Annotated in this window: 17 protein-coding genes; 3 read left to right on the plus strand and 14 right to left on the minus strand. The window is 66.0% G+C overall.

Annotation, left to right across the window (positions count from 1 at the left end; translation table 11 throughout):
- The first annotated feature begins 96 nt into the window (after window positions 1-96).
- On the plus strand, window positions 97-1,002 hold the full coding sequence (locus tag AR540_RS15575; RefSeq protein WP_059230123.1) for a LysR family transcriptional regulator: 906 nt from the start codon (window positions 97-99) through the stop codon (window positions 1,000-1,002).
- An 18-nt stretch (window positions 1,003-1,020) separates the two neighbouring features.
- On the opposite strand, the gene AR540_RS15580 is transcribed toward AR540_RS15575, so the two are convergent.
- A complete protein-coding gene (locus AR540_RS15580; protein WP_059230124.1) occupies window positions 1,021-1,722 on the minus strand; it encodes a tellurite resistance TerB family protein in 702 nt (233 codons plus the stop codon).
- A 190-nt stretch (window positions 1,723-1,912) separates the two neighbouring features.
- On the opposite strand from AR540_RS15580, the gene AR540_RS15585 reads away from it, so the two are divergent.
- Complete coding sequence (locus tag AR540_RS15585) at window positions 1,913-2,383, plus strand: nuclear transport factor 2 family protein (protein WP_059230125.1); 471 nt, start codon at window positions 1,913-1,915, stop codon at window positions 2,381-2,383.
- 37 nt (window positions 2,384-2,420) lie between these two features.
- Here AR540_RS15585 and AR540_RS15590 read toward each other — a convergent pair whose 3' ends face one another.
- The 13 genes from AR540_RS15590 to ffh form a co-directional block, all read right to left on the minus strand.
- Complete coding sequence (locus tag AR540_RS15590; protein WP_059230126.1) at window positions 2,421-3,524, minus strand: NADH:flavin oxidoreductase/NADH oxidase; 1,104 nt, start codon at window positions 3,522-3,524, stop codon at window positions 2,421-2,423.
- 142 nt (window positions 3,525-3,666) lie between these two features.
- On the minus strand, window positions 3,667-5,388 hold the full coding sequence (gene recJ / locus AR540_RS15595) for a single-stranded-DNA-specific exonuclease RecJ (protein WP_059230127.1): 1,722 nt from the start codon (window positions 5,386-5,388) through the stop codon (window positions 3,667-3,669).
- The gene (locus AR540_RS15600) at window positions 5,388-5,927 is read right to left on the minus strand and encodes a YaeQ family protein (protein WP_059230128.1); all 540 of its coding nucleotides are present in this window, start codon (window positions 5,925-5,927) and stop codon (window positions 5,388-5,390) included. Before AR540_RS15600 ends, recJ begins: the two co-directional genes overlap by 1 nt.
- Window positions 5,928-6,087: 160 nt before the next feature.
- Complete coding sequence (gene thrC, locus AR540_RS15605; protein ID WP_059230129.1) at window positions 6,088-7,497, minus strand: threonine synthase; 1,410 nt, start codon at window positions 7,495-7,497, stop codon at window positions 6,088-6,090.
- Between the two features lie 46 nt (window positions 7,498-7,543).
- A complete protein-coding gene (locus AR540_RS15610; RefSeq protein WP_059230130.1) occupies window positions 7,544-8,848 on the minus strand; it encodes a homoserine dehydrogenase in 1,305 nt (434 codons plus the stop codon).
- 63 nt (window positions 8,849-8,911) lie between these two features.
- Window positions 8,912-9,637, minus strand: a complete 726-nt coding sequence (locus tag AR540_RS15615) for a thioredoxin fold domain-containing protein (protein ID WP_059230131.1) — start codon at window positions 9,635-9,637, stop codon at window positions 8,912-8,914.
- Between the two features lie 62 nt (window positions 9,638-9,699).
- A complete protein-coding gene (gene xerD / locus AR540_RS15620; RefSeq protein ID WP_059230132.1) occupies window positions 9,700-10,590 on the minus strand; it encodes a site-specific tyrosine recombinase XerD in 891 nt (296 codons plus the stop codon).
- Window positions 10,587-11,000, minus strand: coding sequence for an acyl-CoA thioesterase (locus AR540_RS15625; protein WP_007160958.1), 414 nt, complete (start codon window positions 10,998-11,000; stop codon window positions 10,587-10,589). The genes xerD and AR540_RS15625 overlap by 4 nt, the downstream gene beginning before the upstream one ends.
- Before the next feature lie 71 nt (window positions 11,001-11,071).
- Window positions 11,072-11,422 carry a 50S ribosomal protein L19 gene (rplS, locus tag AR540_RS15630; RefSeq protein ID WP_059230133.1) on the minus strand — a complete coding sequence of 117 codons (351 nt, stop codon included), beginning with the start codon at window positions 11,420-11,422 and terminating at the stop codon, window positions 11,072-11,074.
- A 42-nt stretch (window positions 11,423-11,464) separates the two neighbouring features.
- On the minus strand, window positions 11,465-12,205 hold the full coding sequence (gene trmD / locus AR540_RS15635) for a tRNA (guanosine(37)-N1)-methyltransferase TrmD (RefSeq protein WP_059230134.1): 741 nt from the start codon (window positions 12,203-12,205) through the stop codon (window positions 11,465-11,467).
- A 3-nt stretch (window positions 12,206-12,208) separates the two neighbouring features.
- Window positions 12,209-12,745: a ribosome maturation factor RimM gene (gene rimM, locus AR540_RS15640; RefSeq protein ID WP_153014257.1), complete on the minus strand. Its 537-nt coding sequence runs from the start codon at window positions 12,743-12,745 to the stop codon at window positions 12,209-12,211.
- A gap of 5 nt (window positions 12,746-12,750) precedes the next feature.
- On the minus strand, window positions 12,751-12,999 hold the full coding sequence (rpsP, locus tag AR540_RS15645) for a 30S ribosomal protein S16 (protein ID WP_059230136.1): 249 nt from the start codon (window positions 12,997-12,999) through the stop codon (window positions 12,751-12,753).
- 249 nt (window positions 13,000-13,248) lie between these two features.
- Complete coding sequence (ffh, locus tag AR540_RS15650) at window positions 13,249-14,628, minus strand: signal recognition particle protein (protein WP_059230137.1); 1,380 nt, start codon at window positions 14,626-14,628, stop codon at window positions 13,249-13,251.
- A 136-nt stretch (window positions 14,629-14,764) separates the two neighbouring features.
- Here ffh and AR540_RS15655 point away from each other — a divergent pair, with 136 nt between their 5' ends.
- A complete protein-coding gene (locus AR540_RS15655) occupies window positions 14,765-15,565 on the plus strand; it encodes a cytochrome C assembly family protein (RefSeq protein ID WP_059230138.1) in 801 nt (266 codons plus the stop codon).
- Window positions 15,566-15,639 lie beyond the last annotated feature (74 nt).

Raw genomic sequence — 15,639 nt, forward strand, 5'->3', positions numbered from 1 at the left:
CATCCGCGAACAGCAGTCGCCGAAAACGGGCAACGGCTGTGCAGTTCTGCACAGCTCCCTGGAGACGGCCGGCTAGACCAGAACAAGAGAGGCGGCATGTTCGACTGGAACGATCTGCGCGTTTTTCTGGAGGTGCAGCGCCATGGCCGGTTGCTGACCGCCGCCCGTCGTCTGGGCGTCAGCCACGCCACCGTGTCTCGCCACCTGGAGGCGCTGGAACGCGCCCTGGGCAGCCAGTTGCTGGTACAGCAGGCCAGCGGCTACCAGCTCACCCCGGCGGGCCAGGCCCTGCTGGCCCACGCCCAGGCGATGGAGGAAGCGGCGCTATTGGCCCAGGAGGCGGTGACCCAGAGGCTCAATCCGTTGGGCCACGTCCGGGTAGGGGTGACCGAGGGGCTGGGAACGGGCTTCCTGGCCAAACGCCTGGGCGGTCTACTCAGGAGCTATCCCGGTCTCGAAGTGGAGCTGGTGTCGGTACCGCGCTTCGTCAGCGTCACCAACCGCGAAGCGGACATCGCCATCACCCTGGAAAGACCCACTGCCGAAGGTCTGATCGGCCGGCGGCTGACACCCTACCGTCTGCGGTTCTATGCCAGCCGCGCCTATCTGGACCGGGCAGCGCCCCTGGATGCCCAGGCCGATCTGGGCGAGCAGACCTTCATCGGTTATGTCGACGATCTGCTGTTCTGCCGCGAATTGCAGTTCATCCAGGGGCTCTGCCCCGATCCGCGCATCGTCTTTCGCAGCACCAGCGTCATCGCCCAACGCGAGGCAGCCTGCGCGGGTGTCGGTCTTGCCGTGTTGCCTTGCTATCTGGTTGACCAGGACAGCGCACTGGAATGCGTGCTGCCAGCACGCTCCTTCACCCGCGAATACTGGATCTCGACCCACCGGGAGTTGCACCGCTCCGCGCGCCTGCGCGTGGTCTGGGATTTCCTGCTGCAGCTCTGCGCCAGGGAGCGGGCCCTGCTACTGGGTGAGGCGCCCCCGGCCGATGCCTGACCCACTGCGGATCACTCCTCAGACTGCCGCGGCCTGGCGCTCCAGCTCGACTTGCAGCCCCGGATCCAGACGCAGCTGGCGCGCCAGCTCTTCCAGATAGGCCTTTTCCATGTATTGCTGATCGTCGATCAGCATCAGGCTGGCCAGGTACATCTCGGCGGCCATCTCCGGTGTCTCAGCGGCTGCCGCCACCTTGGCCGGGTCCAGCGGTTGCTCCAGCTCGCGCTGCAACCAGCTGCGCAGCTCGGGATCGTCGTGCAGCTTGGCCATCTCGGCCTCGATGGCCTGCCGTTCCTGGGCATCCACATGGCCATCAGCCTTGGCCGCCGCGATCAGGGCGATGAGCACCGCCCGGCCATGGGCCTCGGCTTCGTGCTCGGGCACCCGGTCCACGGTGCGCGGCTCGACCACCGGCGCCCCCTGCGCCTGGTTGGCCTGCCAGGATTGATAAGCCTTGTAGGCCACCATGCCCAGCGCCGCCAGGCCACCGTAGCCGACCGCCTTGCCACCCAGGCTGCGACCGCGCTTGCTGCCCAGCAGCGCCGTCAGGGCGCCGGCAGCCAGGCCGCTGTTGCCGAGCCCCGACAGCAGACCGCCGAGCGGGTCCTTGCCGGCCGGCGCCGCGTCCCCGTGGGGCCGTGCGGTCGAATGGCCGGTCTTCTTGGCCAGGGCCTGCTGGCCGGCCTTGAGCAGTTGATCAAGCAGACCTCGGGTATTCATGGGCAGTCTCCATAGGCAAGGGATTCAGCCTGTTCAGACCGCCATGCGCCCCTCTAGCTCCGGCTTCCTGCTTACCGGATGTTGCAGACCGACCAAGCAATCGGCGAGCTGATACAAAATATTGCTAACCTCGTCGAGTGCCCGGCGCTACTCTTGCGCCATCCCTTTTCCCGTTTGCCGGAGACACCCAATGCGTTCGCGTCTGGCTGTGCTGTTCGCGCTTTCGCTCGTCCTCACCGCCGGCCAGGTTCAGGCCGCCGCCGAGGACGCCCGCCTCATCGCCAATCGCTATCTCGATGCCTGGAACGATCACGACGCCGAGGCCGCCAGCGCCCTGCTCGATCCCAAGGTGCAGTACTTCGACAGCGGCACCGCCGCCACCGAGACCAGCCGCGCCCAGGCTCGCGACAAGATCGTCAGGGTCACCCTCAAGGCCATACCCGACCTGCAGGTGAAGATGGTGCACAAGCCGGTCATCGGCCCGCGCAGCATCGCCTTCGAATGGGAACTCACCGGCAACCGCGTCACCGCCACCGGCAAGCAGCCGGTGAAGATCCGTGGCGCCAGCATCATGAAGATCCGCGACGGCCGCATCTGGTACCTGGGCGACTACTACGACAGCGACGCCCTGGAAGCCGCGCTGCGCCCGGCCAAGCCTTGATGGCCGGAGCCATCCGCCTAGATGGCTCCGCGTCGACCTATTCCGCGCCGAACGGCTTGCGCAGGGGCGTATCCCGATGGGCAGCGCGCACGTATTGCGGCGGCCAGGACACCGTCTCGCGCAGCGCCTCGGCGGCGTTCAGCGGCCAGTAGGGGTCGCGCAGCAGCTCACGGGCCAGCAGCACGAGGTCGGCCTGGCCGGTGCGCAGCACGTGCTCGGCCTGGGCCGCATCGGTGATCATGCCCACTGCGCCACTGGGAATCCCGGCTTCCTTGCGTACCCGCTCGGCGAACTGGGTCTGGTAGCCGGGGCCGGTGGGGATGTCGGCCTGGGCGGCAGTGCCGCCGGAAGAGACGTCGATCAGATCGACGCCCACGGTCTTCAGCCGCCGCGCCAGTTCCACCGTCTCGTCGACGTCCCAGCCGTCTTCCACCCAATCGGTGGCCGAGACCCGCACGAACAGCGGCAGCTCCGCCGGCCAGACCGCGCGTACATCGGCGGTCACCTCCAGCAGCAGGCGGATGCGATTCTCGAAGTTGCCGCCGTAGTCGTCGTCGCGGCGGTTGGAGAGTGGCGAGAGGAACTGGTGCAGCAGATAGCCATGGGCGGCGTGGATCTCGGCCACCTTGAAGCCGGCCGCCAGGGCGCGCTCGGCGGTGGCGACGAAGGCCCGACGGATACTGGCGATGTCATCGCGATCCAGAGCCGTGGGTCGGGTGTGCTGGGGATCGAAGGCGATGGCCGAAGGCGCCACCGGCACCCAGCCGCCCTCGGCGATGGGCACGCTGCCATGCTTGCCGAGCCAGGGTTGCCAGGTACTGGCCTTGCGCCCGGCGTGGGCCAGCTGGATGCCGGCGACACTGCCCTGGCCTTCGATGAATTGGGTGATGCGCCGTAGCGGCTCGATCTGTTCGTCCTTCCACAACCCCAGGTCCTGGGGCGTGATGCGTCCGTCGGGGGTGACCGCGGTGGCCTCGAAGATCACCAGGCCGGCACCGCCAACGGCGCGACTGCCGAGGTGGACCAGATGCCAGTCGTCGGCGAAGCCGTCTTCGCTGGAGTACTGGCACATCGGGGAGACCACCACGCGATTGGGCAGGGTCAGCTGACGCAGGGTCAGGGGCTGGAACAGGAGACTCATGGCGGACCTCGTCTAGTCGGGATGCACGGCATTGGAGTGCTACCAACCAGAATAGATCGCCGATCCGACAGGACTCGTCTGAAAAGTGCCTGCGCTCGTTGTGCCTTGCCTGACCTTCGCTCGGCGACTTTTCAGGCGAGCCCTAACGTGGCGCCAGGTGCACCACCAGCAACTGCACGCTCTCGTTGCCGCGAAACTCGTTCACGTCCAGCCGATAGGCCAGCTCGGCCCAGCGGATGTTGGGATCGGGCCAGGTCTCGCGATCGATGTTGAAGGCGATGCCGTCCAGCTCCGGGCCACCCTGTTCGCTGCGCAGGGTCAGCTTGAGATGCCGCTCCTTGAGCAGGCGCTGGGAGAGGATCTCGAAGGTGCCATGGAACAGCGGCTCGGGGAACTGCTGGCCCCAGGGGCCGGCCTGGCGCAGGGCCTGGGCCAGGCCGAGCTGGAATTCGGTGGGCGCGAGGCAGCCATCGGTCTGCAGGCGCCCGCTCAGGTCCTCGGCCTGCAGATGGCGGCGCACCTCGGCGTCGAAGGCGCTGGCGAAGGTCTCGTAGTGGGCCTGGGGCAGGCTGAGACCGGCCGCCATGGCGTGGCCGCCGAACTTGGTGATCAGCCCCGGATGACGGGTCGCCACGGCGTCCAGGGCATCGCGGATGTGCAGCCCGGGCACCGAGCGCGCCGAACCCTTGAGCATGCCGCTGCCACTGCCGTCGTCGGCGAAGGCCAGCGCCGGGCGGTGATACTTTTCCTTGAGGCGCGAGGCGAGGATGCCGATCACGCCCTGGTGCCACTCCGGATCGAACAGACAGAGACCGAAGGGCAGATTGTCTTCCGGCAACTCCTTGAGCTGCTTGAGCGCCTCGCGCTGCATGCCCTGCTCGATGCTCTTGCGATCCTTGTTGAAGTCGTCCAACTGCTGGGCGTATTCCTGCGCCAGCTGCGGGTCTTCGCAGAGCAGCAACTCGATGCCGATGGACATGTCGTCCAGGCGGCCGGCCGCGTTGAGTCGGGGGCCGAGAATGAAACCGAGGTCGCTGGAGGCCACCTTGCCCGGCTGGCGCCCGGCCACTTCCAGCAGTGCCTTGAGGCCCGGCCGCGCCCGACCGGCGCGAATACGCATCAGCCCCTGGTGCACCAGGATGCGGTTGTTGGCATCCAGCGGCACCACGTCGGCGACGCTGCCGAGGGCCACCAGGTCCAGCAACTCGGCCAGATTGGGATCGGCCAGCCCCTGGCGGGCGAACCAGCCGTTCTCGCGCAGGCGACTGCGCAGCGCCAGCATCACATAGAAGATCACCCCGACCCCGGCGATGCATTTGCTGGGGAAGGCGCAGGCCGGTTGGTTCGGATTGACGATGGCATCGGCGGCGGGCAATTCGGCGCCCGGCAGGTGGTGGTCGGTGATGACCACCTGCAGCCCGGCCGCCTTGGCCGCGGCCACGCCGTCCAGGCTGGAGATACCGTTGTCGACGGTGAGCAGCACCTCGGGTTCGCGCTGCAGCGCCACGGCGACGATCTCGGGCGTCAGGCCGTAGCCGTATTCGAAGCGATTGGGCACCAGGTAGTCGACCCAGGCGGCGCCCAGGCGCCGCAGCGCCAGGACGCCGACGGCGCTGGCGGTGGCGCCGTCGGCGTCGAAGTCACCGACGATGAGGATGCGCCGGCGCTCTTCCAGGGCGCGGGCCAACAGCGCCACCGCCGCCTCGATGCCCTTGAGCTGGTGATAGGGCACCAGCCGCGCCAGGCCCTTGTCCAATTCTTCCGGCTGGGTCACGCCGCGGGCGGCATAGAGCCGGGTGAGCAACGGCGGCAGGTCGCCCAGGTCGGGCAATACCGCCGGCAGCGGACGGGGCTCCAGGCGCATCAACGCTCGCCCAGCAGCCATTCCAGCTGCAGTTCGTGCTGACCACGGTCGTCGGTGACGAACAGGGTGCCTTCGCTGATCATCACCTGCCAGGCGATGCTGCGCGGCAGATCGCGGGCCAGCTCGGCCAGGGGCTCGGCGGGCACGGCGGCGATATGCAGATTCTTCAGCGTCCTGACCGCATCCACCACCTTGGTCTGCCAGACGCGCAGGTTGCCATAGGCCAGCAGGCTGGTGCGTTCGGTCCGGCGGCTGCACCAGGTCAGCCGGTCGGCATCGGGCTGGCCGACCTCGATCCAGTGCAGCACCCGACCATCGAGACTCTTCTCCCACAGCGCCGGCTCATCGACGTCGGACAGGCCACGACCAAAGGCCAACTGTTCGTTGTACCAGAGCGCAAAGGCCAGCAATCGGACCACCAGCCGCTCCTCGGTCTCCGAGGGATGCCGCGCCACGGTCAGGCGCAGATTCTCGTAGACCCCGCGATCCAGATCGGTGAGGTTGAGTTCGACTTTGTAGGGCGTGGCTTGCAGAGCCATGAGCGGGTCACCGGCAGGGAAAGCCGGGCATTGTACCGGAAAAGATCTAGGGACCTGGGGATCGAGGGGGCGGTATAGACCGATCGCGGTCATGGACCGCTCCTACAGAAGCCTGATGCGCCTGTAGGAGCGGTCCATGGCCGCGATTCACAGCCTGAATTTACAGCGGCTGCCCCCGCTTGCCGTGGCGGGCGACGAAGGCCTGGACGGCGGCGAGGTCGTTGGGCAGCACGGTGCAGCGCTCTTCGCGTTGCAGCAGGTCGGCCAGGTGGGTCGGCAGACTGAGGGTCGCGCCAATGCCGGCCCGCTCCACCGCCTCGGGAAATTTCACCGGGTGGGCGGTGCCCAGCACCACCATGGGGGTGGCCAGGCTGCGGCGGCATTCGCGAGCGGCGCGCACGCCGATGGCGGTGTGCGGGTCCAGCACCTCGCCGGTGGCGGCATGGACCTCGGCGATGGTGGCGCAGGTCTGCTCGTCGCTCACGGCGAGGGAATCGAACAGCTTGCGCGCCTCGGTCCAGCGATCGTCCGCCACCGACAGGGTGCCGCTGCTACGGAAGTTCGCCATCAGCTCGGCCAGGGCCAGGCCGTCGCGACCGTGCAGGTCGAACAGCAGGCGCTCGAAGTTGGACGACACCATGATGTCCATGGACGGCGACAGCGTGGCTTCCAGCTGCTGCTTGTCGTAGCGATTGCCGGACATGAAGCGATGCAGGATGTCGTTGCGGTTGGTGGCCACCACCAGCTGGCTCACCGGCAGACCCATGTTGCGTGCCAGGTAACCGGCGAAGATGTCGCCGAAGTTGCCGGTGGGCACCGAGAAGGCGATGGAGCGCGCCGGGGCGCCCAGCTGCAGGGCCGCGTGGAAGTAGTAGACGATCTGGGCCATGATCCGCGCCCAGTTGATCGAGTTGACCGCCACCAGCGGGGTGCCCTTGAGGAAACCCTGGTCGGCGAAGCTGGCCTTGACCATCTCCTGGCAGTCGTCGAAGTTGCCTTCGATGGCGATGTTGTGGATGTTGTCGCCCAGCAGCGTGGTCATCTGCCGGCGCTGCACTTCCGACACCCGCTGGTGCGGATGCAGGATGAAGATGTCCACGTTCTCGCAGCGCTTGCAGCCTTCGATGGCCGCCGAGCCGGTGTCGCCGGAGGTGGCGCCCATGATCACCACGCGCTCGCCGCGCTTGGCCAGCACAAGATCGAGCAGCCGACCCAGCAGTTGCAGGGCGAAGTCCTTGAAGGCCAGGGTCGGGCCGTGGAACAGCTCCAGTACCCACTCGTTGGCATCCAGCTGGCGCAGCGGCGCAATCGAGCTATGGGCGAAACCGGCGTAGGTCTCTTCCAGGATGGTCTTGAACTCGGCATCGGTGATGGAGCCGGCGACGAAGGGCTTCATCACCCGGAAGGCCAGCTCATGGTAGGGCAGACCGGCCCAGGAGGCGATCTCCTCCTGGGAAAAGCGCGGCAGGTTCTCCGGGACGTAGAGACCGCCATCGCTGGCGAGACCCGCCAGCAGCACTTCTTCGAAATTCAGCGCGGGCGCCTGGCCGCGGGTACTGATGTAACGCATGACTCGACCTCGGGAAAGACGGCGGCGCCGGGCGCCGCCAGGCTGCTCAGTTCAGGTGCTCGACGCGGATACGGACGACATCGCCGACGACATCGTCCAGGGCTTCCAGCGCGGTGATGGCCTCGACCATGTGGCGCTCGGTCACGCGATGGGTCAGCAGGATCATGGGCACCAGGCCGTCATGTTCCTCGGCTTCCTTCTGCATGATGGATTCGATGTTGATGCCGCGCGCCGAGAGGATGCTCGCCACCTGGGCCAGCACGCCCGGGTGATCCTTGGCCTGGATGCGCAGATAGTAGGCGCTCTCGCAGGCCTCGATCGACAGCACCGGATGGTCGGACAGCGCATCTGGCTGGAAGGCCAGGTGCGGCACGCGATTCTCGGGATCCGAGGTCATGGCACGCACCACGTCCACCAGGTCGGCCACCACCGCCGAGGCAGTGGGCTCCTGCCCGGCGCCGGCACCGTAGAACAGCGTCGAGCCGACGGCGTCTCCATTGACCATCACCGCGTTCATCACGCCGTTGACGTTGGCGATCAGGCGATCGGCCGGGATCAGCGTCGGATGCACCCGCAGCTCGATGCCCTGGGCGGTGCTGCGCGCCACGCCCAGGTGCTTGATGCGATAGCCCAGCGCCTCAGCGTAGCCGACATCGGCGGTGGTCAGGCGGGTGATGCCCTCGGTATAGGCCTTGTCGAATTGCAGCGGGATGCCGAAGGCGATGGAGGCCAGGATGGTCAGCTTGTGGGCGGCATCGATGCCTTCCACGTCGAAGGTCGGATCGGCCTCGGCATAGCCCAGCGCCTGGGCTTCGGCCAGGACATCGGGAAAGGTACGGCCCTTCTCGCGCATTTCGGAGAGGATGAAGTTGCCGGTGCCGTTGATGATGCCGGCCACCCAGTTGATGCGGTTGGCGGCCAGGCCCTCGCGCAAGGCCTTGATCACCGGGATGCCGCCGGCCACCGAAGCCTCGAAGGCGACGATCACACCCTGCTCGCGCGCCTTGGCGAAGATCTCGTTACCGTGCACGGCGATCAGCGCCTTGTTGGCGGTGACCACGTGCTTGCCGTTGGCGATGGCGCGCAGCACCAGTTCGCGGGCCAGGGTGTAGCCACCGATCAGCTCCACCACGATGTCGATCTCGGGATTGTCGGCCACGGCCAAGACATCGGCGGTGATCGGCGTGCTACCGGTATCGCACTGGGGATTGGGTCGGCGCTGGGCGATCTGCGCCACCTCGATACCCCGCCCGGCGCGCCGGGCGATTTCCTCGGCGTTGCGCTTGAGTACGTTGAAGGTTCCGCTGCCCACGGTACCCAGACCACAGATGCCTACTTTGACCGGCTTCACACCCTTATCCCCATGTCGTGTGGCGCCGCTCCGCGGCCCCGTTGAAATCTCAATTTAAGGCGCTCAACGCGCGCTAATTGCCGCTTCCGCCAGTTGGTCGGCCGGCTGGTAGCCCGGGATCATCTGGCCGTCGGCGAGGATGATCGCCGGCGTGCCCTGGATACCCATGTTCTGCCCCAGCGCGAATTGCTCGGCAACCGGATCCTTGCAGCTCTCGGACTTGACCTCGCGCCCGGTGAACATCTGGTTCAGCGCCGCGGGCTTGTCCTTGGCGCACCAGACCGCCTCGAGCTGCTTGGAGCCCGCCGAGCCCATGCCCTGGCGCGGGAAGGCCAAGTAGCGCACCTCGATGCCGCGCTTGTTCAGCTCGGGCACCTCGGCGTGCAGCTTCTGGCAATAGGGGCAGGTGGTATCGGTGAAGACGGTGATGTGCGCCTTGGTCTCGCCCTGGGCGGGATAGACGATCATCTGGTTGCGATCCAGGCCATTGATCTGCCGCGCTACGGCGACGTTCTCGGCCTTCTCGGTCAGGTTGGCGGCCTTGCCATCCTTGACCTGGTACAGATAGCCCTGCATGACGAACTGGCCATCGCCGCTGGCATAGAGCACGCGGCCGCCCTTGAGCTGGACCTGGTAGAGGCCTTCCAGCGGACTCTTGGCGATGGACTCGATGGCGAGATTGGGTTGCAGCGCGGTCAGGCTCTGGCGAATGGCCTGCTCAGGTTCGGCCTGAGCCAGTTGCACGCCGAGCCCCAGGCAAGCGGCGAGCAACAGTCGGGAAATACGCATGGTTGACTCCTGTTGAGACGCCGGCAAGCCTACCACAGACCTGCCGGCTACGGCGGTGGGCCCTAGCCGCGCGGATGATGCTGGGCGTGCAGTTGCTGCAGCCGCACGCGGGCGACGTGGGTGTAGATCTGGGTGGTGGACAGGCTGGTATGGCCGAGCAGCATCTGCACCGTGCGCAGATCCGCGCCGTGGTTGAGCAAATGGGTGGCGAAGGCGTGCCTCAAGGTATGCGGTGACAGCGAGGTGCGGATGCCAGCGACCTGGGCGTGCAGCTTGATGCGATGCCAGAACGTCTGTCGGGTCATGACCGTACCTCTCTGGCTGGGAAAGAGGACGTCGCCAGGCTGGCCGCCCAGCAGCAACGGACGCGCGGTCTTGAGATAGTCCTCCAGCCAGGCGATGGCCTCCTCGCCCAGGGGGATCAGCCGCTCCTTGCTACCCTTGCCGAACACCCTCAGGGAGCCTTCGCGCAGGTTGACCTCAGCCAAGGTCAGGCTGACCAATTCGGTCACCCGCAGGCCGGTGGCATAGAGCACCTCCAGCATGGTGCGATCACGCAGGCCAAGGGTGTCCTCGGTGTCGGGCGCGGCCAGCAGGGCCTCCACGTCCGCCTCGGACAGGCTCTTGGGCAGCGGCGCGCCCAGCTGCGGCATGCTCACCAGCAGCGTCGGGTCTTCGGCTACCCTCCCCTCGCGCACACTGTACTTGTAGAAGCTGCGCAAGCCCGAGAGAAAGCGCGCCGTGGAGCGCGCCTGGTAGCCCTCGCTCAACCGCCAGCCGAGATGATCGAGCACGGCATCGCGACCGACCGTCTCCAGGGTCGACCCCCGGCTCTCCAGCCAGCGGGCGAAGGCCAGCAGGTCGGTGCGATAGGCGCTGCGGGTATGGGGCGACAGCCCCTTCTCCAGCCAGAGGGCATCGAGGAATTCCTCGATCAGCCGCTCGGCGCTCACGCGGCGAACCCGGGCAGTACCGGCGTCGGCTTGCCCTCGTCATCGACGGCGACGAAGCTGAAGGCGCCGTTGATGGCGCGCTCACGGCCTTCCGCCAGCATCCCCTCGACGAACACCTCCACCTGCACCTTGATGCTGGTATTGCCGACCTTCACCACTCGCCCGATCAACTCGACGATGGATCCGGCGGGAATCGGATGATTGAAGTCGATGCGATCGGTGGAGACGGTCACCAGCGGCTTGCGGCAGAAACGCGTCGCCGTGATGAAGGACACCTCGTCCATCCAGGCCAGGGCGGTGCCGCCGAACAGGGTGTCGTGATGGTTGGTGGTGGGCGGGAACACCGCCTTGGCCACCCGGGTTTCCGACAGCGCGGTGCGCCGCTGGATTTCCGCTTCGCGGGTCGTCATGCCTTAGCCTTATCTCGAACCTCAGAAACGAAAAAAGCAGCCGAGGCTGCTTTTTTCTGGTCACGCCGCGATCAGGAAAGCTTTTCCTTGATGCGAGCGGCCTTGCCGGACAGTTCGCGCAGGTAGTACAGCTTGGCCTTGCGCACGTCGCCGCGACGCTTGACGCTGACGCTGTCGACCAGGGGGCTGTAGGTCTGGAAGGTACGCTCGACGCCTACGCCGCTGGAGATCTTGCGCACGGTGAAGGCGCTGTTCAGGCCGCGGTTACGCTTGCCGATCACCACGCCTTCGAAGGCCTGCAGACGCTGACGGTCGCCTTCCTTCACCTTAACCTGGACAATCACGGTGTCGCCGGGGGCGAACGCCGGGATTTCTTTGTTCATCTGCTCAGCTTCGATCTGGGCAATGATTTTGTTGGTCATGTCACTCTGCTCCTAAGACAGGCCGCGGCCCGCCATCGATACCTAACTATCGTTCCGCTGACGGAGATATTCCGCCAACAGGTTCTGCTCTTCTCCAGAAAGCGAGCGGCCATCCAGAAGATCGGCGCGTCGCTCCGCAGTACGTCCCAGGGACTGCTGCAGGCGCCAGCGCCGGATATGCTCGTGGTTACCACTGAGCAACACGTCAGGTACGCGACGTCCCTCGTACACCTCGGGTCGGGTGTAGTGCGGGCAATCGAGCAGACCGTCGGTGAACGAGTCCTGCTCGGCGGAATCCACATGCCCCAAGGCTCCGGGCAGCAGTCGCGTAACCCCATCGATCAGCACCATGGCCGGCAATTCACCGCCGGACAGCACATAGTCGCCAATCGACCATTCTTCATCCACGTGCGTCTCGATGAAACGCTCGTCGATGCCTTCGTAACGCCCGGCGATGAGGATCAGATGTTCCTCTTGCGCCAGTTCCCGTACCGCCGCCTGGTCGAGTTTGCGACCCTGGGGGGACAGGTAGATCACCTTCGCCGCCGCCGAATCACCCTTGGCATCGGCCAGGGCACGCTCCAGCGGCTGGATCTTCATGACCATCCCGGGACCGCCGCCGAAGGGCCGGTCGTCCACGGTCTGGTGGCGATCCTCGGTATAGCTGCGCGGGTTGTAGCAGGTCAGCTCCAGGAGCCCCTGCTTCATCGCGCGACCGCTCACGCCATAGGCGCTCACGGCGTCGAACATCTCGGGAAAGAGGCTGATGACATCGATACGCATGGATTAGAAATCCGCGTCCCAGTCGACCTGCATCTCACCCTTGGCCAGATCCACCGCCAGCACGTACTGGTCGGGCAGATAGGGCAACAGACGCTCACGATCGTCGAGGCTGCCAGCACAGGGCTTGACCAGCATGACGTCGTTGGCCCCGGTCTCCAGCAGATGATCCACCACACCCAGCCACTGGCCTTCGCGATTGATCACCTTGAGACCTTCCAACTGATGCCAGTAATAGTCACCGGCGCCCAGCTGGGGCAATTCACTGCGCGGCACGCAGATCTCGAAACCGGCCATGAGGCGGGCTTCTTCGCGATCGTCCAGGCCCTGCAGACGAACCGTCAGGACCTTGCCGTGCAACCGACCGCCGAGCACCTTGACCTGCCGGGTCTCGCCTTCGCGCCGCAGCGTCCAGGTCCGATAGTCCAGCAGATTGTCGAGCGGGTCGGTAAAGGAGTAGATCTTGAGCTCACCGCGTACGCCGAAGACCGAAACTATCTTGCCCAGGACCACCAGGTCGGGGGCGGAGGTCGGCGTACTCATGATCTTCAGGCGGTAGCCTGAGCGCTCTTGAGCAGCTGAGCGACGCGCTCGGACGGCTGGGCGCCCTGCGACAGCCAGTAGTTGGCACGCTCTTGGTCCACCGACAGACGAACTTCGGCGCCGCTGGCGATCGGGTTGAAGAAACCGATGCGCTCGACGAAGCGACCATCACGCGCATTGCGGCTGTTGGTCACGGTCAGGTGGTAGAAGGGGCGCTTCTTGGAGCCGCCACGGGCTAGACGGATGGTTACCATTGAACTTCGTTCCTGTAGTCGGTGCTTGTAGCTGTGGGCACACTGGGCCACATGGCCCGAAAGGCCGCATATTCTAAGGGCTGTCACCCGGTTTGCCAATGGCTTTCGATGGCACCGGGGGCAACGGAATGAACCGCGAGCTCGCGCGCCTGTGCCGAGCCGCTCGCGAAGAGGCGTCAACGCTGGCGTCGACGCGCTGCGTAGCCTCTTCATGGGTGCCGACCATCTGGCGACGGGCGGCACCCGGGATCACATCTTGGGCATGCCGCCGCCGGGGAACATGCTGCCCATGCCCCGCATCATCTTGGCCATGCCGCCCTTGGCAGTGACCTTCTTCATCATCTTCTGCATCTGCTTGTGCTGCTTGATGAGGCGGCCGACGTCCTGGACCTGGGTACCGGAGCCCAGGGCGATACGCTTCTTGCGCGAACCGCTGATCAGCTCCGGATCGCGGCGCTCGGCCGGGGTCATGGAATCGATGATGGCTTCCATCTGCTTGAAGTGCTTCTCGGCCGCGCCCTGGGCATTGCCCATCTGCTGGATGTTCATGCCACCCATCATGGTCGGCAGCTTGTCCATCAGCGAACCCAGGCCGCCCATGTTCTTCATCTGGCGCAGCTGGTCGCGGAAATCTTCGAGGTCGAAGCCCTTGCCCTTCTTCAGCTTCTTGGCCAGCTTGTCGGCCTTCTCGCGATCCAGGGTCTGCTCGGCCTGCTCGATCAGCGAGAGGACGTCACCCATGCCGAGGATGCGCGAGGCGACACGGTCCGGGTGGAAGGGATCGAGGGCTTCGCTCTTCTCGCCCATACCGATGAACTTGATCGGCTTGCCGGTGATGTGCCGGACCGACAGGGCGGCACCACCGCGGGCATCGCCGTCGACCTTGGTCAGGATCACGCCGGTGAGCGGCAGGGCGTCGTTGAAGGCCTTGGCGGTGTTGGCGGCGTCCTGGCCGGTCATGGCGTCGACCACGAACAGGGTCTCGGCCGGCTTGGTGGCGGCGTGGACCTGCTGGATCTCCGCCATCATCTCGCTATCGATGTGCAGACGACCGGCGGTATCGACGATGACCACGTCGATGAACTTGAGCCTGGCCTCGCGGATGGCGGCCTGGGCGATATCCACCGGCTTCTGGCTGAGGTCGGAAGGGAAGAAGGTGACCCCCACCTCCCCCGCCAGGGTTTCCAGCTGCTTGATGGCGGCCGGGCGGTAGACGTCGGCGGAGACGACCATGACGGTCTTCTTCTTGCGTTCCTTGAGGAAGCGCGCCAGCTTGCCCGCGGTGGTGGTCTTGCCCGCCCCCTGCAGGCCGGCCATGAGGATCACCGCCGGCGGCGTGACGTTGAGCGCCAGGTCTTCGTTGGCCGCGCCCATGATGGCTTCGAGCTCGGCGCGAACGATCTTCACGAAGGCCTGACCCGGCGTCAGGCTCTTGGACACCTCGGTACCGACCGCCCGCTCCTTGACCCGGTTGACGAACTCCTTGACCACCGGCAGGGCGACGTCGGCCTCGAGCAGCGCCATGCGCACCTCGCGCAGGGTGTCCTTGATGTTGTCTTCGGTGAGCTTGGCCTTGCCGGTAATGTGGCGCAGGCTTTGTGACAGGCGGTCTGTGAGATTCTCGAACATGCGGACATCCAGGGCGGAAACGGCGGCTGACCGCCGAGTATAGCGAAGACCGCCAGGCCAGGGTATCCGCCAGGCTTTCTGTGCCGGCCGGTCTGTGCCACACTCGCCTGCTTTCCGCTCTGCTGAAAACGGACCCATGCACGCCCTGCTGCCCACCCTCCTGGCCGCCGTCCTGTACCTCGCCGCGACCCTCTACCAGGGCAGTTGCCTGCTGCGCAAGCGGCCTTCGAACAAGCCGCTGGTCCTGGGCGCCGGCATCCTGGCCCTGCTGCCCCATGCCCTGGCCGTCTATCTGCAACTGATCCTCGAACCGACCCTGAGCCTGGACTTCTTCGACGCCTCGAGCCTGATCTCGGCGACCGCCATCGCGCTGATGCTCATCGGCTGCCTGCGCATGCCGCTGCAACCGCTGCTGGTGCTGATCTACCCCCTCGGCGCGGTGACCGCGCTGCTGGCGGAGTTCGTGCCGCCGGGCACCGTGGCGCCGCTGGACGTCTCGCCGAAGATCGTGGTGCACGTGCTGCTGTCGATCATCGCCTACGGTCTCTTCACCCTGGCGGTACTGCAGTCGCTGTTGCTGCTGATCCAGGATCGCCAGCTCAAGCGCAAGCACCCCTCGGGCCTGATCCGCAGCTTCCCGCCGCTACAGACCATGGAAAGCCTGCTGTTCGGCTTTCTCTGGGCCGGCTGGGTAGTGCTGTCGCTGTCGCTGATTTCCGGCTGGTTCTTCGTCGAGGACATGTTCGCCCAGCACCTGGTGCACAAGACGGTACTCTCCTGCATCGCCTGGGTGGTGTTCGGCATCCTGCTGTGGGGCCGCAACCGCCTGGGCTGGCGTGGCCACCGGGCGATCCGCTGGACGTTGCTGGGCTTCATCCTGCTGATGCTGGCCTACTTCGGCAGCAAGCTGGTACGGGAATTCATCCTGCATCGTTGACAGTCGTCATTCCACTACCCGCATAATCAGGCGACCGAACCACGTTCGGCGCGACCCGGCCAACAGCCGCGCCG

Source organism: Pseudomonas sp. EpS/L25, from assembly GCF_001512295.1.
In the GTDB taxonomy this organism is placed as follows: Bacteria; Pseudomonadota; Gammaproteobacteria; order Pseudomonadales; family Pseudomonadaceae; genus Chryseomonas.